The organism is Streptomyces sp. GQFP (assembly GCF_021545335.1).
Lineage (GTDB): Bacteria > Actinomycetota > Actinomycetes > Streptomycetales > Streptomycetaceae > Streptomyces.
Map to the genome: position 1 here is coordinate 6,905,978 of NZ_CP089312.1, position 17,996 is coordinate 6,923,973.

Below are 17,996 nucleotides of genomic sequence, written 5' to 3' on the forward strand. Positions count from 1 at the left end.
CCAGGGGGTACGCGACGGCCCCGCCGTTCCGTTGAATGGGGACCGGCAGGAAGCTCCTTGGAGAGGCGAGGCGGGAATGGGACGCGTGCGGAAGGTGCTGGGCAGGCCGTGGATCATTGGGGTGCTGGTGGTGGCCATGGCCGGGGCGGGCTTCGGGCTGTACTGGTTCCAGCCGTGGAATGAGGTTCCCCCGAGATGCGAGGAAAGGTGACAGCAGGTCAGATGGGTCTCATGAGAGGAGCCCAGACGATGCCTGCCCCGAGGAAGTACCCCCTGGAGTTGCGTGAGCGTGCGGTGCGGATGTACCGGACTGCCGAGCCGAAGCCCGTGATCCGCCGCATGGCCGAGGAACTCGGCGTGCATCACGAAGCCCTGCGGAACTGGATCCGGCAGGCCGAGGCCGATGCCGGCGAGCGGGATGACCTGCTCACCACCGAAGAGAAGAACGAGCTCGCCCAGCTGCGGCGCGAGGTGCGGGACCTGCGCCGTGCCAATGAGGTCCTGCGGACGGCCTCGGCTTTTTTCGCCGCGCAGCTCGACCCGACCCGGCCCAGGTGAGAGCGCTCCTCGACGAGCACCCGCACCTGGGGGTCGAGCCCGTACTGCGGGAACTGCACATCCCCTCCTCCACCTACTACCGCTGGCGCCAGGCCGAGAAGGACCCCTGCGAGCGAATCCGCCAGGACACCGAGCTGACCGGGCAGATCCGGCAGATCCACCAGGATTCCGGCGGGATCTACGGATCGCCCAGGATCCATGCCGTCCTGAAGCGCGAGGGCGTCCACGTCGGCCGCAAGCGGGTCGAGCGGCTCATGCGCCAGGCCGGCCTGGCCGGGATCAGCCCCCGCAGGAGCAAGGGCTTCACCCGCCGCGACCCGGACGCCGATCTCGCCCCTGACCTGGTGCAACGCGACTTCACGGCACCCGCACCGAACCGGCTGTGGGTCACCGACCTGACCATGATCCCCACCCTGGAGGGGCCACTGTGGCTGTCGGCGATCCGCGATGCCTTCTCCCGCAGAGTCGTGGCCTGGGAGACCTCCGCCCACGCGGACGCCGACCTGGTCCTCACCTCGCTCGAGTACGCGCTGGCCAGCCGAGAGGTCGCCCCCGGCAAACTCGTCCACCATGCCGACCACGGCACGCAATACACATCCATCAAGCTCACAACACGCCTGGTCAGAGCAGGGATCCAGGCGTCCATGGGCTCGGTCGGCGACTCCTTCGACAATGCCCTGGCCGAGAACCTGTGGATGCTGGTCAAGACCGAGTGCATCCGCGGCCGCGTCTTCGCGACCAGGGCCGAGGCGAACCTCGCGCTCTTCGAGTACATCGACGGCTTCTACAACCCCCGCCGCATCCAGAAGCGTCTCGGCTACCTCAGCCCCGTCGAGTTCGAGGAGAAGCACTACGCCGACCAGGCAACGGCCGAACCAGTGAACCTGAAACCACGTCAACCCGCCCTGACCTGCTAGTCAGCCACTCCCGCACAGCGGGGGAACCTCAAAGCTGTGGCAGGACGAGACGGTGCAGGAGGCGCTGCCCGGCGTGGCGGAGGCGTCCGCCCCTCCCACGGTGGCACCGTCCGGGTCTCCCTTCGCATCACCCTCCGTGCCGGACACGCTGGCGGGCGGTGAGCTCATCAGCCACGAGCATGCGACGTCGGGCACGGTGAAACTTGTACGGCTGGTCGACGGCTCCCATGTCGTACGGCTGGAGAACTTCGACACCAGCAACGGGCCGGATCTGCGCGTGTGGCTGACCGACGCGCCGGTGAAGGAGGGTATGGCCGGCTGGCGTGTCTTCGACGACGGGGAGTACGTCAGCCTCGGCAGGCTGAAGGGCAACAAGGGCAGCCAGAACTATGCGGTGCCCGAGGACGTCGATCTGTCCCGGTACAGCAGCGTCAGCATCTGGTGCGACCGCTTCGACGTCTCCTTCGGCGCCGCCGAACTCGCCCAGGTCTGACCGGGGTTCAGAATCAGCCGGCCGTCCCTCGGCCAGGCCGAGTTCACGCGTTCCGTGCGTGTTTCATTTCGAACCCACCGCCACAGCCGTCGCGGCAGTCGGTTCGGTCAGTACGCTCACCCCTGTCGCCCCGACGATGCCCAGCCGAAGCGGCGTAGTGCTTGTGGAGCCTCCTTGGCAGGCTGCCGCAGCGATGTCCGAGAGTGCGTCTCCTTACAGGAAGCCGCCGGGTTGATCCTTGGCCCACCACAGGAACGCGGCGGCGTGCTGCTGGTTGGCGAAGCCTTCGCCGGCCAGGGCACGCAGGACGTCGTTGCTCCAGAGGATCAGCCGCCCGAGCGTCCAGTTCACCGACTCAGGTGCCGGCAGCTCCAGGCCGTAGACCATCCGCGCGATCTCGCGCTTGCCGCCCGCCTCCGTCGTGTACTTGAGGATCGTCAGGAACCGGTCGGGCTGCATCACGCAGAGAACCCTTGTGAGGAGGGCTTCTTTGAAGCCGGTCATGGCGAACGGCTTGGTGCCGTCCAGCAGTTGCTGCAGCCGGTCTTCGAGCGGCACGGCGTCAGGCCCGTACAGGAGGTACTCGATCGTCTTGCGGGTCGCTTCTCCGGCCGCGGTGTCGCCCATGGTGTTCCAGGCGGAGTTGAAGGTGGCCTGGTTGCCGGGGCGGGCTCCTACCTCGGAGTTGGCGAAGTCCTTGAGCACCCTCGGGTCGCATGTCCGCAACCCGTCGGGAGAGAAGACCTGCTGGTACTTCGCCCAGTAGGCCGCTACCCCGGGGTCGAAGTCCGGCCTGGTGGCGAGGTATTGCGTCTTGAGCCGGGCCGCGCGTTCCAGCACCTTGGGCTCGATGTCCTCGGGTTTCGGGAAACGGGCCTTGAGGTCGTCGAAGGAGTGGGACGCAATCCTCTTCGGAGCGACGGGCGCCCCGTGTTCCCATGCGTAGCCGCACCGATGTTTGACGACGCGTCGTCCGTCATCGAGGGTGCGGACCACCTCGATGTCATCGTCTTCACTGCACAGCGGGCACATGGCCAGCCCCATGGTTTTCCCCCGTTTCAATGGTGGTTGCGTCCTACCGTGCGCCAGTGCCCTCGTCGCATCAGGGCCGCATTGTTGCATCCGGCCTGGGCGGGCGGGATGTCGTGTCAGTCACCCGGATCACAGGGGGCACGTGCCGGTCGAGAGCGCGTACGTCCACCGTTTGCGCGGTCCCCGCCGCGCTGGAGCCGGTCAGCGTCTCGACGACGAAGGGCGGCACCATCGTCGGCGTCTACCAGCCGAACGGTGAGTCCAACTACGACAGCTACTAGGTCCTGTCTCTTTGGCCGGTGAGTGACTGTGGTGAGGCTGGTTAGGCTGCTGCGATGACGGACAGCGAGCTGATTGTTGACCTGCGCGGTCGGCTGATCGAGACACTCAACGACTTCTGGGACGCGGTGAGCGAGCCGTGTGGCCTGCCGAAGTGGTTCGGCCGGAACCTGGACGCGTGGTCGGACACGATCGAGACCCGGGGCATCTCTGAGGTGATCGACAGCCACGACCTTCTGACCGTGCACGTCGACCAGCGGGGTCTCTTCAATGGGGACCGGCGGGAGGCCAACGTCCTGGCCGGCATTTTTGACGGAGATCAGAACCGGCTCGTCGTCCACGCGCTGGCCTGACGAATCCTTCGGACGCCTTGCTCAGCGTCGGGTCCAGATGAAGATGGCAGCAAGGTGGAGTGCGGCCTGGTACGCGATGGCGAGCTTGTCCGTCCGCATTGCGAGGCCGCGCCACTGCTTGAGTCGGGCGATGCACCGCTCGACGGTATTGCGCTCCTTGTATGTCTCGGCGTCGAAGCCGGGCGGGCGGCCTCCGGCGCGGCCTCGCCGCAGACGGTGGCCGATCTGGTCGGCGGGCTGCGGGATGACCGCGCGGATGCCGCGTCGACGGAGGTGGCCACGAATCGCGCGGGAAGAGTAGGCGCGATCCGCAAGCACGACCGCAGGGCGGGTTCTTGGCCTGCCGAGTCCGCTCCGCGGGATCCGGATTCCGGCCATGACCGCCTCGAAGGCCGGGGCATCACCAGCCTGGCCCGCGGTGACGCGGAAGGACAGAGGTCGTGCCCGGCTGTCACTGGCCAGGTGGACCTTCGTGCTCAAGCCACCGCGGGATCGTCCGAGTGCGTGATCCTCGGGCTCGGACCGGCCGGGCGCCCCCTTTTCCTGGCTCCGGCCGAATGCTGGTGAGCCCGGCAGACGGTGGAGTCCACCGAGACGGTCCAGCCCACCTCGTCATCGGCGTCCGCCGCTGCAAGGACCGCCGCGAGGACCCGTTCCCATGTGCCGTCCATTGCCCACCTGATCAGGCGTTTGTGGGCGGTCTGAAAGGGCCCGAGCTCTTCTGGCAAGTCACGCCAGGGTGAGCAGGTGCGGTACTTCCACGCGATGGCTTCCAGGGTCCGGCGGTGGTTGGCCCATCGTCGTCCACGGGCCGGATCGGCCGGCATCAGCGGCTCGATCCGGTCCCACATCGCATCGGTGATCACTAATCGGACTGACATATCCGATCAACTGATCAACCCATCAAAGAGACACGCTCTAGCCTCGATTCTTGTATGACGGTCTGTACGACCTTCGGCACTCGGCCCTGTTCCGCCTGGCTGTGCGCTGGGCGACCCGGCTCAGGTCGCCCAGCGGGCCGGTAACGGCGTCGAGGTCCTTGCTGTCTCGGTACGCGAAGTGCCTGTACGTACGGCAGCCCATCAACAACCAGCGCATCGAAGGGCTCCGGAGCGCCTACGACCAGCCACCCGAGTCGGACGAGGATCGCCGGGACGAGTGGGGACCACTGCGATCGGCCGTATGTCTATATCTCTGCGCTGGTCTGCGGTCAGGGCTGTGGGGTGCTGCCCATCTCCGCGGAGAAGCCCACGGGGTCGCTGTCGAACCCGCGGACCGTCTCGTGGAACTCCCACACTCCGGAGGCATGCCGGGTGAACTCCGCAACCGTTGCCGCGGTGGATTCGGAGACCTGCGCGAAGTCGTCCTTCAGCAGCTCCGTGTACCCCTCGACAACCAGCACTCCGGCGTCCGATATGTCACCGAAGGTCTTGGGGCCGCTGTTCTGGTGGATCGCCACGCCCACGACCACCCGCGCGAAGGAGGGAGCGAGGCGATCGAGCTCCAGGGTCATCACTTCGACGTAGCCGAAGCCCTGACCGGTCTGGCTGTGCCGGCCCATGTTGATGGTGCCGTCCGGTGAGCGGCTGTCGGAGTGGACGACGTATACCGGCCGCCCGTGGGGCGCTTCCGACGAGTAGGTCGTGGCGATGATGTCGAGATGGTGAGGTGGCTGGTTCCAGGGACTCGGGTCCCACTTGAGCCGTACCTCGGCCTTCCTCACGCCCTGGCTGTCGCTGCTCACCGGATTGCTGCCTCTCCCATGTCAGGCCATCACGGGATGGTCCCCGCATGGTCAAGTATGGCTCTCGGCCAACCTGTTGAAGCCCTGTGCGGCACGTTCCTTCGACATGCCGCCGGGGCAATGGTCGGCAGGCCAGGCAGCCTGGTGATGACGTTGTCGCGGGTACTGTCGGCTCAAGCTGCGGGGCAATTTCAGGTAGCCGACGCAGGATCGTCTGCCGATCGGCTACTCCTGTCCACATGCTGTGGACAGGAGTAGCTCCGACTGACCGTCGAGCTGCGGGGACAGAAGCGGCTGTCGGCGTAGGACCGCCGTCGGGCCCCGACGGCCGGGGTGGGGGCCGGTGTCGTAGCGTTTTTTGGCACGCCAGTCCACCAGCCGGGCGCCGATGGCCAGGATGCCCGCGTCGGCCGCGCGAATCCCGGCGACGGCGTGGCCCGGCCCTGGTGCCAGTGGCCCTCTCCGCGGCGATACGTCCCGTGGTCACCGTCCCCGCTCCCGTCCTGGACGGCAGCGCCTGTTTGCAGGCCCGCCTGGCCGTCGACGTACGGCGACCGCGCAGTGTCCTGACGTCCCCGGCGCCCGCTGGTCCGGCACCGTCGGGCGCGGCCTGCAGCTGTCTGTATCTGCCCTCGCCGGTCAAGGTGAACCTTTCAACGATCAGGACCCACGGCACCCGTGTCTGTTCTGCCCGAGTTATGGCAGGTAGCTTGGTGGAGAAGGCCCCTGTAAGGAGGGCGCTCCGATGCCGTGGTTCGTGTGGCTGTTCGCCGCCGGGGTGCTGGGTGCCGCGGAATTCTTCACTCTGACGCTGGCCTTCGGGTTGCTGGCGGGCGCGGCGTTGGTCGCCGCCGTCGTCGCAGGTGTGGGCATCGGCGTTCTCGGCCAGCTCGTCGCGTTCGGGACAGCGGCGGCAGCGGGTCTCGTCATCGTCCGTCCTGTCGCGCTGCGGCACATGGCCCAGCAACCCCTCACGCGCGAGGGCAGTGATGCGCTGATCGGTAAGCGGGCCGAGGTCATGCAGGAGGTGACCGCCACCCGCGGCCTGATCAAACTTTCCGGCGAGGAGTGGTCCGCCCGCGCCCTCGACGAGAGCCTGGTGATACCCGTCGGAGCGCTGGTGGATGTCATGGGAATCGAAGGCGCCACAGCCATCGTCTACCCCCGCGAGCTCCTTCCGTGAACGGCTGAGCACACAGCAACGGAGGCACACTGTGGATCCCGTTGTCATCGTCACTCTTGTGGCGGCCATCGTCGTCGTCTTCCTCGTGGCCTCCACTGTGCGGATCGTCCCGCAGGCGCGCCGCTACAACATCGAGCGGTTCGGCCGATATCGCCGGACGCTGCAACCCGGCCTGAACTTCGTCGCGCCGGTGGCGGACAGGATCAACACCAAACTCGACGTGCGCGAGCAGGTCTACTCCTCCGATCCCAGGCCGGTGATCACCGAGGACAACCTCGTGGTGAACATCGACACCGTGCTCTACTACCAGATCACGGACCCCAGGGCGGCGGCCTACGAGGTCGCTGACTATCTGCAGGCGATCGATCAGCTCACCGTGACCACGCTGCGCAACGTCATCGGCAGCATGGACCTGGAGGAGACGCTCACCTCGCGTGAGGAGATCAACTCCCGGCTCCGTGCCGTTCTCGACGACGCGACCGGCAAGTGGGGCATCCGGGTCAACCGTGTGGAGATCAAGGCCATCGATCCACCGCACACCATCAAGGAGGCGATGGAGAAGCAGATGCGGGCCGAGCGTGACAAGCGCGCGGCCATCCTGCACGCCGAAGGGGAGCGGCAGGCCAAGATCCTGACCGCGGAAGGCACGAAGCAGAAGGACATCCTGGAGGCCCAGGGCACGCAACAAGCCATGATTCTTCGGGCGGACGGTGAGGCCAAGGCGGTGGAGCTCGTCTTCCAGGCCGTCCATCGCAACAATGCCGACCCCAAGGTCCTGGCCTACAAGTACCTGGAGACGCTCCCGCACCTGGCGAGCAGCGACAACAACACCTTCTGGGTGATCCCGGGAGAGCTGACCGAAGCGGTGCGGACCGTCACCCGCGCGTTCGGTGACCAGCCGATGACGGGTCCGCACACACCCGCGCAGCCCGAGGGAGCAGCCGCCGCCGACGCTGACGACACGTCGTACGAAAGCCGGGTTCCAGAGCTCGATGCGGGCTCAGCGGTCTCGCTCGACGCCGCAGCGGCTGCGGACGAGGCCGGGAAGCAGGCCGCCGCCGCGGTGAGCGATGCCAAGGCGGAGGCAGCAGCCGCGATGTCGCCCCAGGTGCCGCGTCGGGGGCAGACGTCCGGCGACTGAGCCCACCCTCGGGCTGTCGCCAGGACCGCCGTGACAGCCATCGGCGCCCGCCTGCTGGTGCCGGTGAACCGCAGCGTCAGCGGTCACGGCGTTCGCGGCGCCGCCGTGGAATCAGCGCACGTTCGGCACTCTTCGCCCCGCCCCGGCCCGCGCCATGTGTTGTGGGGAAGGGCGGGTATGGGAACCGCCGTGCACGGCTTGGGGCGGACGGGGACAATGTGGGTATGGGGCGCCGACTCAGTGACGTGAGCGCATCCGCCCGGCTGGCCGGACCGGACGAGGGCATCGGCCGGGACGAACTGGCGCTCGCCACCCGCAACCACGGTCTGCCGCTGGAGGCCCTGCGCTACGACGTCACCCCGCCCGGGCTGCACTACGTCCTCACGCACTACGACATCCCCTACGTCACCGGCGACGAGTCCTGGGAGCTGACCATCGGCGGCCGCGTCCGCCGTCCGATGAGCTTCACACCGGCGGACCTGCGCGCGTACCCCGCCGTCACCCTCCGTGTCACCCTGGAGTGCGCGGGCAACGGGCGGGCTCTGCTGACTCCCCGGCCGGTCAGCCAGCCGTGGCTGGTCGAGGCCGTCGGCACCGCGGAGTGGACGGGCGTACCGCTGCGGCTGCTGCTCGCCGATACCGGAGTCGAGGACGGTGCCGTCGACGTCGTCTTCACCGGCGCCGATCACGGTGTGGAGCGCGGCGTCGAACAGGACTACCAGCGCGCCCTCCCCGTCGACGTGGCCGTTGGCGAGGAGTCCGACGTGCTGGTCGCCTACGGGATGAACGGTGCCCCGCTGCCCCCGCAGCACGGCCGCCCGTTGCGTCTGGTGGTGCCCGGCTGGTACGGCATGGCGCATGTGAAGTGGCTGCGCGACATCACCGTCACCGACAGGCCGTTCACGGGGTTCCAGCAGTCCGTGGCCTACCGGCTCAGACGGCGTCCGGAGGAGGAGGGCGAGCCGGTCACCCGGATCGCGCCGCGCGCCCTGGTGGTCCCGCCCGGCTTCCCGGACTTCATGTCCCGGGCACGGATCGTACGGCCCGGCACGGTGACGCTGGAGGGACGCGCCTGGTCCGGGCGGGTGCCGGTGAAGCGCGTGGAGGTCAGCACCGACGGCGGACTCGGCTGGGGCGAGGCCGAGGTCGAGCCGGCGGGCACGCATCGCTGGGCCTGGCGCCGGTGGCGTCTTGCGTGGACGGCCACCCCCGGCGACCACGTCCTGACGGCGCGGGCCACCGACGCCGAGGGGCACACCCAGCCACTGGACCAGCCCTGGAACCGGGGTGGTTTCGCCAACAACCTCGTCCAGCGCGTTCCCGTCGTGTGCCTGGAGCCCGACGACTGAACGGGTGGAGCAGCGGGCTCGGCCACCCCGTCAGAGCGGCAGGTCCACCACGTCCCACGCCCGTCGTTGACCGGCCTCGGCGACGGCCTCGCCCCGCTCACGCACCAGCGTGGCGAACTCCTCCCCCAACCGGCCCGGGCGCTCCCCGCCGTTGGGGTGGGCCAACGCCTACGCTTTCGAGTAGATCCGGGACGCCCGGCAGCGGACCGCGTCCTGGAGCGGGTGGCAGGATCTACGGGTTGGGGTTGCCGGGACCTGCCACCTCCCGTCACCAGCCGGTCATCAGCAGGTGATTGAGAAGCAGAGCGAGCGCGGCCTGCGCCGCGAGCCAGGCCCGGGGTCGGGTCAGGAACGCGCATGCGGCCAACAGCCACAGGGCGAACGGCAGCCAGATGCGCTCGGTCTCCGCCTTGCTCATCCCCGACAGGTCGGCGATGAGCAGAGCAGCGAACGCGGCGGCGACGAGCAGGGCGAGGCGGACGTCGGGTGAGGTGCCGGACCAGCCCGCCCGGGGCACGACACGCCGACGGAGAGCAGCGACGAAACGTACGGGAGCGCCGTGGCGGTCGTCTGTCCGCACCCCCGTCTCTGGAGCGTTGAAGGGAGAACGTCCCGTGAGGCGCGCCGGCGGCCCCAGGAGTGTGGCGCCGGCTCGCCGCAGACCCGCCACTGTCGCCGGGCCGACGAGCAGGACCGTGCAGGCGAGGTTGGCCCACACCCAGTAGCCGTAGGGCCGGATGCCGCCGGCCCCCTGGTAGTAGCGCTCGACGAGGAGGTGGTACGCCTCCCACCAGTTGAAGCCGGCGAGGGTGAACGCGAGCGGGACGACGGTGACTCCGGCGAGGGCGTAGAGCAGGGGACGGGTTCGGCGTGGGCCGCCGAGCAGCAGGGCGGCGCCAGCGATCACGGCGAAAAGGGTGAGGCCGTAGGAGAGGTAGCAGGTGAGGCCGAAGAGGAGGCCGGAGGCGAAGCCGGTGAGGGGAAGCCGGTGTCCGGTGACCGCGAGGGCGAGGAAGGCGATGGTCCAGGCGGCGACCGCCGCGAAGTACCCGTCCGCGGACGTCCCCATCCACACCGCGGCCGGCGCCATCACCAGGAACGGTGCCGCCCGGCGTGCGAGGGCCTCGTCCGCGAGCGCCCGCACGGCGACCAGTACCGCCACGCATGCCGACGCGCCGACGGTGATGCACCAGACTCCGGCCCAGCCCCCGCCGCCGAGTCCGACCCTGTCGAGCAGGACGAACGTGAGCGTCGCCCCCGGAGGATGCCCCGCCACATGCGGGGGCCAGTGGTCGGGAGAGTGGAACAGGATGTGATGGGTGAAGTCCCGCAGTGTCGCGGGGATGTCCTGGAAGCGGTCGATGACCTGCAGGTACTCGTACCTGGTCGTGAGCCGGACCGCGATCCCGCGCTGCCAGCCGTCGATCAGCGCCAGTGACCACGTCCACGCCATCGCCGTGCCCCAGACGGCGCCGAGCAGCGCGCGCCACGGCAGTCGGGCGGCCACGCGGGGGCCGTATGCTACGACGGCGACCGCGACGACGAGCGCGGCAGGTGTGCCGGGGCCGATGTGGGGGCCCCAGTGGGCGTACAGGGGAGGCCAGCCCACGTGCAGGTTGCCGTAGGTGAATTGGAGGTGCCGGCCGACCAGGACGGCCGACACGACGAGGAGGACGGCGGCCAGGACAGCCGCCAGGTCGCGGAACGGGGTGCGGATCACACACGGAACGCTAGGGCGGAAGGCGGCGCACAGGGTCGCCCGCGCTGCTGACGTCAGAGTTTCGTCATGGGTCGCACACCCCTGTACAGGCATGTTCCTGCCTAACGTCGGAACATGCCCGACCAACGCCTGCCTTCCTCCCCCGGTTTCTGGCGCAGTCCGCTGCGCGGTCCTTGGTTCACCTCGGTCCTCGGTGTCGTGCTGCTCGGCGGGATCACCGTGCTGTTCGTGACCGGGCTGCTGTCCTACGCCGCGTACAACCCGGAGCTGTCGCCGGTCAACGACAAGACCCCGGACAAGGGACTGCTCGGCTTCTACCTCTTCGCCTGGCCGACCGATCCGCCCTGGCTCTACCGGCTCAACCAGGGCGTCCACGTCACGCTGGGCATCACGCTCATCCCTGTCCTGCTGGCCAAACTGTGGTCGGTGGTGCCCAAGCTGTTCGCGCTGCCACCGGCCCGGTCGCTCGCCCACGCCCTGGAGCGGATCTCGCTGCTCCTGCTGGTCGGCGGCGTGCTCTTCGAGCTCGTCACCGGTGTGCTCAACATCCAGCTGGACTACGTCTTCCCCGGCTCCTTCTACCCGCTGCACTTCTACGGGGCGTGGGTGTTCTTCGCCGCGTTCGTCGTGCACGTGGCGCTGCGGGCGCCGGCCGCCGTACGCAATCTGCGCCGCATGCGGGAAGGGGAGGGCCCTCAGGAGGAGGCCGGCGTCGATCCGGAGTTTCCGCTGGTCTCCCCGCGGCCCGCGGAGCCCACCGTGTCGCGGCGCGGTGCGCTGTGGTTCGTCGGGGGCGGTTCGCTGCTGCTGTTCGGGACGACCGTGGGGCAGAACTTCGACGGACCGCTGCGGCGGACGGCCCTCCTCGCACCGCACGGGGGCGCCGATCCGGGTAGTGGACCGGGCGGCTTCCAGATCAACAAGACGGCCGCGTCCCGAGGGATCAGCGCCGCCGAGACGAGCGAGGCGGCGTGGCGGCTGGTCGTCAGGGGGCGCTCCGGGGCCGTCCGGTTGAGCCGGGCCGATCTGCTGGATCTGCCCCTGCACAGTTCGGCGCTGCCCATCGCCTGCGTGGAGGGCTGGTCGACCTCCGACCAGTGGTGGCGGGGCGTACGGCTGCGGGATCTCGCCGCCCTGGTGGGATACGACGCGGACGCGGCGCCCGATGTCCTGGTGGAGTCCCTCCAGCGCCGAGGAGCGTTCCGCTCGGCGGCCCTGCGCGCCAACCAGGTGCGCGACCCGCGCTCCCTGCTGGCCCTGGACGTCAACGGCGAGCCGCTGACCCCCGACCACGGCTACCCGGCCCGGATCATCGTGCCCGCCGCACCCGGAGTGCTGAACACCAAGTGGGTGGCCCGGATGACGTTCGGCGACCTCTGAGAGGACTTGCGATGAGAGGACTTCCGAGGAGATCTGTGAGGCGAATCCGTGTGAAGGTGGGCAGCCCGCTGCAACTGCTGCTTCTGGCCTGCTCGTTCGCGTTGGCCGGCTATGCGGGTGTGCGGCTGCTGGCGGATGACTGGTTCCAGGTGGCGCTGTGGTTCGTGGGGGCGGCGCTGGTTCACGACTTGGTGCTGCTGCCGCTGTACGCGGTGGCGGACCGCGCGGTCGTAGGGTCGCTCGGCGCGGCCGGCCACCGGGGGTGGGCTCTGTACGTCCGAGTGCCGGCCGCTCTGTCCGGGCTGCTCCTGCTGGTGTGGTTCCCGCTGATCAGCGGCCGGGTGGCGGACCACTACGCCTCGGCGACCGGCCTGTCCGGGGAGGGCTTCCTCGCCCGCTGGCTGCTTATCACGGCCGTGCTCTTCGGCGGCTCGGCGCTGCTGCTGGTGCTGCGGCTGCGCAGGGCGACGAAGCGGCGGCCACCGGCCGCCCACTGATCGATGGCATGCCAGCCCAGTGGGCGGGCGTACCGGAGCAGGGCCGGGGTGCCGAGCCGGGCCCAGGGGAACGGGGCGCCGGCGGTCCCCAGGACATCGCTGCCGGGCACGATGCGGACGTCGATGCGCTCGTCCACGTCCACCGGGGCCGTCTCGGCGATCAACAGGCCACCCGGCAGCAGCAGTTCGGCCAGCCTGCGGAGCAGGGCGCGTGGGTCGCCGCCGATGCCGAGGTTCTCGTCCAGGAGCAGGGTGGTGTTCCACCGGCCCTCGCCGGGCAGTGGTTCGAAGACCGACCGCCGCAGGGCCTGCCCCCCGAGCCCGCGGGTGTGGGCGACGGCGGCCTCGCTGATGTCGATGCCGAGTGCGGGACGGCCACGGGCGGCGAGTTCCGCGATCAGCCGTCCCGGTCCGCACCCGACATCGAGCACGGCACCCTCACACCGGTCCAGGATCCGCAGGTCCACGGCGTCGGCGGGCGCGCACCACCGCTCCACGTCCAGGGGCAGCAGCCAGCCGTCGCTGCGGCGCAGGAAGAGCGGTCCGTGACCGGCCTGGAGGGCGTCCGCGTAGGGGTCGGCGGCCCAGTTGTGATGCGCGGTGTCCCGCGCTCTCACCTCGTGTGCCGTGCTCATCGGCGGGCGACCGGCCGGAGCCGGGACAGCTCCGCGGCGAAACGGCTGTGCGGCGCCGTGGCGGCGACCGCTTCGGCGTCGGCGGCGGTGTCGACGTCCCGCAGTCGCGGCAGGTAGCGCACGCGCAGGCCCGCGGCGACGAGCCGGGCGCGCTGGACGGCGCCGGTGACGGGCGTCGACATCGGGACCCCGCGCAGCAGCCCGGGGTCCGGGGCGGCCAGTCCGAGGGCCCAGAATCCGCCGTCCTCGGCCGGACCGAAGCAGGCGTCGTACCCATACCCCTCGAAGTCCACGGTGAGCAGCTCCGGTGTCACCTGCGGGGTGTCCATCCCGATCAGCAGTGCCGGACCGTCGCAGCCGGCGAAGGCCGCCGCCAGCCGCTCGTCGAGACCGCCCGCGCACTGCGGCACGACGTCGAAGCCCGGTGGCAGCCAGGGCCCGGCCTCTCCGTCGAGGACGAGGACCCGGCGCCGTGCGGGGGTCGCGGCCACCGCACGCAGGGTGTCGGTGAGGGCCGCCTCGGCGAGCACCGCGGCCTCCTCGGGTGTGAACGGAGGGGTGAGCCGGGTCTTCACCCGCCCCGGCCGGGGTTCCTTGGCGATGACGAGCAGGGTGGTCATCGGCTGCTGCCTCCTCGCGTTGGCGCCGCATCCGTCGCGGGCACGGCCGGTTCCTCGGTCAGGACACGGCTCATGTCCCGTACCGCCTGCCAGGTGCCGCGCCAGGTACCCGTCACCTTGGAGGCACCGGAGCGCGGCAGGTACGGGACGTCGTGCTCGGTGACGTGCCAGCCCGCGTCGGCGGCCCGCACGACCATCTGCAGGGGGTAGCCGCTGCGCCGGTCGGTCAGTCCGAGGCCGAGCAGTGCCTCGCGGCGGGCGGCCCGCAGCGGACCGAGGTCGTGCAGGCGCAGGCCGGTGCGGCGGCGCAGCATCAGCGCGAGCGCGAGGTTGCCGGCCCTGGCGTGCGCGGGCCAGGCACCCCGGCCCTGCGGCTGGCGCCGTCCGAGCACCAGGTCGGCCTCGCCGCCCTGCACTTCACGCACGAACGGCACAAGCAGAGCCGGATCCAGCGAGGCGTCGCAGTCACAGAAACACACGATCGCGGCCGTCGCGGCGGTCAGCCCCGCATGGCAGGCGGCGCCGAAGCCGCGGCGTGGCTCGTGGACGACGGTCGCGCCGAGTTCCCGGGCGATGTCGGCCGAGCCGTCGGTGGAGCCGTTGTCCACGACGAGGGCGCGCCAGCCGGGAGGGACGCGGTCGAGCACCCACGGCAGGGCTTCGGCCTCGTTCAGACAAGGGAGGACGACATCGACGTCCTCGGATTCGGAAGGGGTCATCACGGCTCTCACCCTACGAACGCGAAAGCCGCATAACAGACATCGGCTCCTTACGAAACACGGACGTCCGTGCCTGCCGGCGGCTGGAGCGTGACGCGAAGCAGCGCGCAATGCGAGGCTGGCCGTATGCAGCAGCCGTACGAGCCACCGGCGGACACATCCGCCGGTGGCGACAGAACCGGTCGCGGGGGCAGGGCCGCCCGCGTCCTCGTTGTCGACGACGACCCCACGGTCGCCGAGGTCGTCTCGGGCTACCTGGACCGCGCGGGATACGTCGTGGACCGGGCCGGAGACGGGCCGACCGCACTCGCCGGCGCCGCCACTCACTGGCCGGACCTGGTGGTGCTGGACCTGATGCTGCCAGGCATGGACGGCCTGGAGGTGTGCCGCCGGATGCGTGAGCGCGGCCCCGTGCCGGTCATCATGCTCACCGCCCGCGGCGACGAGGACGACCGCATCCTGGGGCTGGAGGTGGGTGCGGACGACTACGTCACCAAGCCGTTCAGCCCCAGAGAACTGGTGCTGCGGGTGGAGTCGGTCCTGCGCCGCACACGGACCACCGCGGGCGAGCGCCCCTTGGACGCGGTCGGCCTCACCGTCGACCCGGCTGCGCGTCGCGCCACCAAGAACGGCGCCGAACTGGCCCTCACCCTGCGCGAGTTCGACCTCCTTGCGTTCTTCCTGCGCCATCCCGGCCGGGCGTACGGCCGCGAGGACCTGATGCGGGAGGTGTGGGGCTGGGACTTCGGCGATCTGTCGACCGTCACGGTCCACGTCCGACGGCTGCGCAACAAGGTCGAGGACGATCCCGCCCGGCCCCGCCTGATCCAGACGGTATGGGGCGTCGGCTACCGCTTCGATCCCGCCGGCCCTTCTGGTCCTTCCGGCCAGGGTGAGGAGTGATCATGCGTGACACCCTGCTCATCGCCCTGTTCGCCTTCCTCGGCGCCGGTGTGGCCGGCCTGCTCGGCGCGGGAGCACTGTGGCTGCTGCGCCGCCGCTCACTGACCACGTCACTCACCGTCGTGGCCTCGGTCGCCGTGACCGCGATGCTCGCGGGCACACTGGCCGTGGCGCAGGCGATGTTCCTGTCCGCGCACGACCTGACCGTGGTCACGACGGTGGTCGCGATGGCAGCCGTCGTCTCCCTGGCCACCGCGCTGCTGCTGGGCCGCTGGGTGGTCGCCCGCAGCCGTGAACTCACCCTCGCCGCCCGCTCCTTCGGCGACGGCGGCGACTTCACGGCGCCTGTCACTCCGGCCACCGCCGAACTCGCCGCGCTCAGCCGCGAGCTGGCGGTCACCAGCGCGAAGCTGGCCGAGTCCAGGGAGCGCGAGCGCGCCCTGGAGTCCTCCCGCCGGGAACTCGTCGCCTGGATCTCGCACGACCTGCGCACCCCGCTCGCGGGCCTGCGCGCCATGTCCGAGGCGCTGGAGGACGGCGTCGCCGCTGACCCCGACCGCTATCTGCGCCAGATCCGCACCGAGGTCGAACGTCTCAACGACATGGTCGGCGACCTCTTCGAACTCTCCCGCATCCACGCCGGCACGCTGGCTCTGTCGCCCGCCCGGATGTCCGTCTACGACTTGGTCGGTGACGCTCTCGCCGGGGTGTATCCGCTGGCCCACGAGCACGGGGTGCGACTCGTCGGGGACCGTGTCGAGCCGGTGCCGGTGGAGGTGGACGGCAAGGAGATGAGCCGCGTCCTGGGCAATCTCCTGGTCAACGCCATCCGGCGCACCCCCGTGGACGGCACGGTCATGGTGGCAGCCGAACGCCTGCTCGACGGTGTGGTGCTGTCCGTGACGGACGGCTGCGGCGGCATCCCCGAGGAGGACCTGTCCCGCGTCTTCGACACCGGCTGGCGCGGCACCCACGCCCGTACGCCTCCGGCGGGCGCCGGGCTGGGCCTGGCCATCGTCCGGGGCATCGTGGAGGCCCACCAGGGCCGTGCCACCGTACGCAACATCCCCGGTGGCTGCCGTTTCGAGGTGGTGCTGCCCGCAGCCGCTTCCTGAACGCGGGCAGCACCACCAGTCGCCCTACGGGCGCATCCCAGCCCGAGCGAACTCCCGTACGCCCTCCTCGAAGCTGATCTCCGGCTTCCACCCCAGCTCCGCCCGCAGCCGGGACGAGTCGGCCGTGATGTGTCGTACGTCCCCCAGCCGGTACTCGCCGGTCACGACCGGTTCGGGCCCGCCGTACGCGGCGGCCAGCGCCCGCGCCATCTCCCCGACGGTGTGGGGTTCGCCGCTGCCGGTGTTGTACGCGGTGAGCGCGCCGCCGGCCGGATCCGCCTCCAGCGCCGCCGCGTTGGCGGCCGCCACGTCCCGTACGTGCACGAAGTCCCGCCGCTGCCGGCCGTCCTCGAAGACACGCGGGGCCTCACCCCGGGCGAGCGCCGAACGGAAGAACGAGGCGACCCCGGCGTAGGGAGTGTCCCGGGGCATCCTGGGCCCGTACACGTTGTGGTAGCGCAAGGACACCGCCGCCCCGCCCGTCGACCGGGCCCAGGCGACGGCCAGATGCTCCTGGGCGAGTTTGGTCGTCGCGTACACGTTGCGCGGGTCCACCGGCGCGTCCTCGGCGACCAGCTCCGGCGACAACTCCTGCCCGCACACCGGACAGCGCGGCTCGAAGTGCCCGGCCTCCAGATCGGTGACGGCCCGCGGCCCCGGCCGCACCACCCCGTGCCGTGCGCACGTGTAGCGCCCCTCGCCGTAGACCACCATCGAACCGGCCAGCACCAGCCGCCGGACGCCCTTCTCGGCCATGGCCGTGAGCAGTACGGCGGTGCCGAGGTCGTTGTGTGAGACGTACTGCGCCGCGTCGGCGAATCCGGTGCCAAGACCGACCATCGCCGCCTGATGGCACACGGCGTCCACACCTGACAGGGCACGGCTGACCGCCTCCCGGTCCCGCACGTCCTCGCCCGCGTCCTCGCGCACATCGAACACCACGGGCTCGTGCCCGCGCGCTTGAAGCACCTCGACGACATGGGACCCGATGAACCCGGCACCGCCGGTGACCAGTACACGCATGCGCCCACGCTAGAGCGGCGCACCTGCCGGACCAGGGGACCGCGCCCATCACGTCACCAGTCCGTAAGACAACGCGCCGTCCGGCGAGATGTTCGCTCCCGGTGGGAGAACCCGACTCGGTCGGTGCGCTGACGGGTGTGAGCCGGCCACCTGCGCGTGAGGGCCAGGCGCGGCACTCAGCTGTGAACCGGTAGGTGACGGCCAGGGCACGGCGTGACGCAGCAGTTCGCCTCGGGCCGACCGGCATCCGACGCTTTCCGGAACCTCTGATGCCACTTGCAGGAAGGGCGGTACGAGTCGGTCCGGTTGCTGCAGGGAGGGAGCCGGGGCGTCGA

At 70.2% G+C, this 17,996-nt stretch carries 19 protein-coding genes and 1 pseudogene; 11 read left to right on the plus strand and 9 right to left on the minus strand.

All coding sequences use genetic code 11. The annotated features are described in order from the left end of the window. Positions 1-249 precede the first annotated feature (249 nt). The 3 genes from LUX31_RS31055 to LUX31_RS31065 are packed head-to-tail and all read left to right on the plus strand — an operon-like array spanning position 250 to position 1,968. Positions 250-558 (plus strand): transposase, encoded by a 309-nt coding sequence (locus LUX31_RS31055; protein ID WP_030053558.1) that lies wholly within the window; start codon positions 250-252, stop codon positions 556-558. Continuing rightward, positions 555-1,475: an IS3 family transposase gene (locus LUX31_RS31060; protein ID WP_235475767.1), complete on the plus strand. Its 921-nt coding sequence runs from the start codon at positions 555-557 to the stop codon at positions 1,473-1,475. Before LUX31_RS31055 ends, LUX31_RS31060 begins: the two co-directional genes overlap by 4 nt. Positions 1,476-1,509: 34 nt before the next feature. Continuing rightward, complete coding sequence (locus tag LUX31_RS31065) at positions 1,510-1,968, plus strand: DM13 domain-containing protein (RefSeq protein WP_235480124.1); 459 nt, start codon at positions 1,510-1,512, stop codon at positions 1,966-1,968. Between the two features lie 213 nt (positions 1,969-2,181). Here LUX31_RS31065 and LUX31_RS31070 read toward each other — a convergent pair whose 3' ends face one another. Further along, a complete protein-coding gene (locus LUX31_RS31070; protein ID WP_235478617.1) occupies positions 2,182-3,012 on the minus strand; it encodes a hypothetical protein in 831 nt (276 codons plus the stop codon). Between the two features lie 164 nt (positions 3,013-3,176). Here LUX31_RS31070 and LUX31_RS31075 point away from each other — a divergent pair. Further along, positions 3,177-3,281 (plus strand): annotated as a pseudogene (locus tag LUX31_RS31075) (dihydrofolate reductase family protein); the annotation flags it as partial. 54 nt (positions 3,282-3,335) lie between these two features. Further along, positions 3,336-3,632: a barstar family protein gene (locus LUX31_RS31080; protein WP_235478618.1), complete on the plus strand. Its 297-nt coding sequence runs from the start codon at positions 3,336-3,338 to the stop codon at positions 3,630-3,632. 21 nt (positions 3,633-3,653) lie between these two features. Here the strand turns inward: LUX31_RS31080 and LUX31_RS31085 are convergent. Continuing rightward, positions 3,654-4,513, minus strand: a protein-coding gene (locus LUX31_RS31085; protein ID WP_235478619.1) for an IS5 family transposase whose coding sequence is annotated in 2 segments (ribosomal slippage) — positions 3,654-4,162 and positions 4,162-4,513 — 861 coding nt in all. Because the reading frame shifts where the segments join, the coding sequence is not laid out codon by codon here. Between the two features lie 329 nt (positions 4,514-4,842). Next, entirely contained in the window at positions 4,843-5,376 is a 534-nt protein-coding gene (locus tag LUX31_RS31090; RefSeq protein ID WP_235478620.1) for a TerD family protein, read from the minus strand. 745 nt (positions 5,377-6,121) lie between these two features. Between LUX31_RS31090 and LUX31_RS31095 the strand changes: the two genes are divergently transcribed. The 3 genes from LUX31_RS31095 to LUX31_RS31105 all read left to right on the plus strand — a co-directional run bounded on the left by LUX31_RS31095 (position 6,122) and on the right by LUX31_RS31105 (position 9,049). After that, a complete protein-coding gene (locus LUX31_RS31095) occupies positions 6,122-6,559 on the plus strand; it encodes an NfeD family protein (RefSeq protein WP_235478621.1) in 438 nt (145 codons plus the stop codon). Between the two features lie 31 nt (positions 6,560-6,590). Beyond that, positions 6,591-7,700, plus strand: coding sequence for an SPFH domain-containing protein (locus LUX31_RS31100; RefSeq protein ID WP_235478622.1), 1,110 nt, complete (start codon positions 6,591-6,593; stop codon positions 7,698-7,700). A 224-nt stretch (positions 7,701-7,924) separates the two neighbouring features. Next, the gene (locus tag LUX31_RS31105; protein ID WP_235478623.1) at positions 7,925-9,049 is read left to right on the plus strand and encodes a sulfite oxidase; all 1,125 of its coding nucleotides are present in this window, start codon (positions 7,925-7,927) and stop codon (positions 9,047-9,049) included. A 30-nt stretch (positions 9,050-9,079) separates the two neighbouring features. Here LUX31_RS31105 and LUX31_RS37575 read toward each other — a convergent pair whose 3' ends face one another. Beyond that, positions 9,080-9,214: a hypothetical protein gene (locus LUX31_RS37575; protein ID WP_268828219.1), complete on the minus strand. Its 135-nt coding sequence runs from the start codon at positions 9,212-9,214 to the stop codon at positions 9,080-9,082. Between the two features lie 103 nt (positions 9,215-9,317). Then, entirely contained in the window at positions 9,318-10,769 is a 1,452-nt protein-coding gene (locus LUX31_RS31110) for a hypothetical protein (protein ID WP_235478624.1), read from the minus strand. Between the two features lie 114 nt (positions 10,770-10,883). Here LUX31_RS31110 and LUX31_RS31115 point away from each other — a divergent pair, with 114 nt between their 5' ends. Next, positions 10,884-12,149: a molybdopterin-dependent oxidoreductase gene (locus LUX31_RS31115; RefSeq protein ID WP_235478625.1), complete on the plus strand. Its 1,266-nt coding sequence runs from the start codon at positions 10,884-10,886 to the stop codon at positions 12,147-12,149. A gap of 352 nt (positions 12,150-12,501) precedes the next feature. On the opposite strand, the gene LUX31_RS31120 is transcribed toward LUX31_RS31115, so the two are convergent. The 3 genes from LUX31_RS31120 to LUX31_RS31130 are packed head-to-tail and all read right to left on the minus strand — an operon-like array spanning position 12,502 to position 14,620. Next, positions 12,502-13,281, minus strand: coding sequence for a class I SAM-dependent methyltransferase (locus LUX31_RS31120; RefSeq protein WP_235478626.1), 780 nt, complete (start codon positions 13,279-13,281; stop codon positions 12,502-12,504). Further along, on the minus strand, positions 13,278-13,901 hold the full coding sequence (locus tag LUX31_RS31125; protein WP_235478627.1) for a TIGR04282 family arsenosugar biosynthesis glycosyltransferase: 624 nt from the start codon (positions 13,899-13,901) through the stop codon (positions 13,278-13,280). The genes LUX31_RS31120 and LUX31_RS31125 overlap by 4 nt, the downstream gene beginning before the upstream one ends. Further along, the gene (locus LUX31_RS31130; RefSeq protein ID WP_235478628.1) at positions 13,898-14,620 is read right to left on the minus strand and encodes a glycosyltransferase family 2 protein; all 723 of its coding nucleotides are present in this window, start codon (positions 14,618-14,620) and stop codon (positions 13,898-13,900) included. The genes LUX31_RS31125 and LUX31_RS31130 overlap by 4 nt, the downstream gene beginning before the upstream one ends. A 126-nt stretch (positions 14,621-14,746) precedes the next feature. Here LUX31_RS31130 and LUX31_RS31135 point away from each other — a divergent pair, with 126 nt between their 5' ends. Both LUX31_RS31135 and LUX31_RS31140 read left to right on the plus strand, forming a co-directional pair. Beyond that, positions 14,747-15,523: a response regulator transcription factor gene (locus LUX31_RS31135; RefSeq protein ID WP_235478629.1), complete on the plus strand. Its 777-nt coding sequence runs from the start codon at positions 14,747-14,749 to the stop codon at positions 15,521-15,523. Between the two features lie 2 nt (positions 15,524-15,525). Further along, positions 15,526-16,638: a sensor histidine kinase gene (locus LUX31_RS31140; protein ID WP_235478630.1), complete on the plus strand. Its 1,113-nt coding sequence runs from the start codon at positions 15,526-15,528 to the stop codon at positions 16,636-16,638. 24 nt (positions 16,639-16,662) lie between these two features. Here LUX31_RS31140 and LUX31_RS31145 read toward each other — a convergent pair whose 3' ends face one another. Then, positions 16,663-17,661, minus strand: coding sequence for an NAD-dependent epimerase/dehydratase family protein (locus LUX31_RS31145; RefSeq protein ID WP_235478631.1), 999 nt, complete (start codon positions 17,659-17,661; stop codon positions 16,663-16,665). Positions 17,662-17,996: the final 335 nt, after the last annotated feature.

Coding starts and splice junctions, on each gene's coding strand:
- LUX31_RS31055 (WP_030053558.1), top strand. CDS start 250: ATGCCTGCCCCGAGGAAGTACCCCCTGGAGTTGCGTGAGCGTGCGGTG.
- LUX31_RS31070 (WP_235478617.1), bottom strand. CDS start 3,012: ATGGGGCTGGCCATGTGCCCGCTGTGCAGTGAAGACGATGACATCGAG.
- LUX31_RS31080 (WP_235478618.1), top strand. CDS start 3,336: ATGACGGACAGCGAGCTGATTGTTGACCTGCGCGGTCGGCTGATCGAG.
- LUX31_RS31095 (WP_235478621.1), top strand. CDS start 6,122: ATGCCGTGGTTCGTGTGGCTGTTCGCCGCCGGGGTGCTGGGTGCCGCG.
- LUX31_RS31105 (WP_235478623.1), top strand. CDS start 7,925: ATGGGGCGCCGACTCAGTGACGTGAGCGCATCCGCCCGGCTGGCCGGA.
- LUX31_RS31115 (WP_235478625.1), top strand. CDS start 10,884: ATGCCCGACCAACGCCTGCCTTCCTCCCCCGGTTTCTGGCGCAGTCCG.
- LUX31_RS31120 (WP_235478626.1), bottom strand. CDS start 13,281: ATGAGCACGGCACACGAGGTGAGAGCGCGGGACACCGCGCATCACAAC.
- LUX31_RS31125 (WP_235478627.1), bottom strand. CDS start 13,901: ATGACCACCCTGCTCGTCATCGCCAAGGAACCCCGGCCGGGGCGGGTG.
- LUX31_RS31130 (WP_235478628.1), bottom strand. CDS start 14,620: ATGACCCCTTCCGAATCCGAGGACGTCGATGTCGTCCTCCCTTGTCTG.
- LUX31_RS31135 (WP_235478629.1), top strand. CDS start 14,747: ATGCAGCAGCCGTACGAGCCACCGGCGGACACATCCGCCGGTGGCGAC.
- LUX31_RS31140 (WP_235478630.1), top strand. CDS start 15,526: ATGCGTGACACCCTGCTCATCGCCCTGTTCGCCTTCCTCGGCGCCGGT.
- LUX31_RS31145 (WP_235478631.1), bottom strand. CDS start 17,661: ATGCGTGTACTGGTCACCGGCGGTGCCGGGTTCATCGGGTCCCATGTC.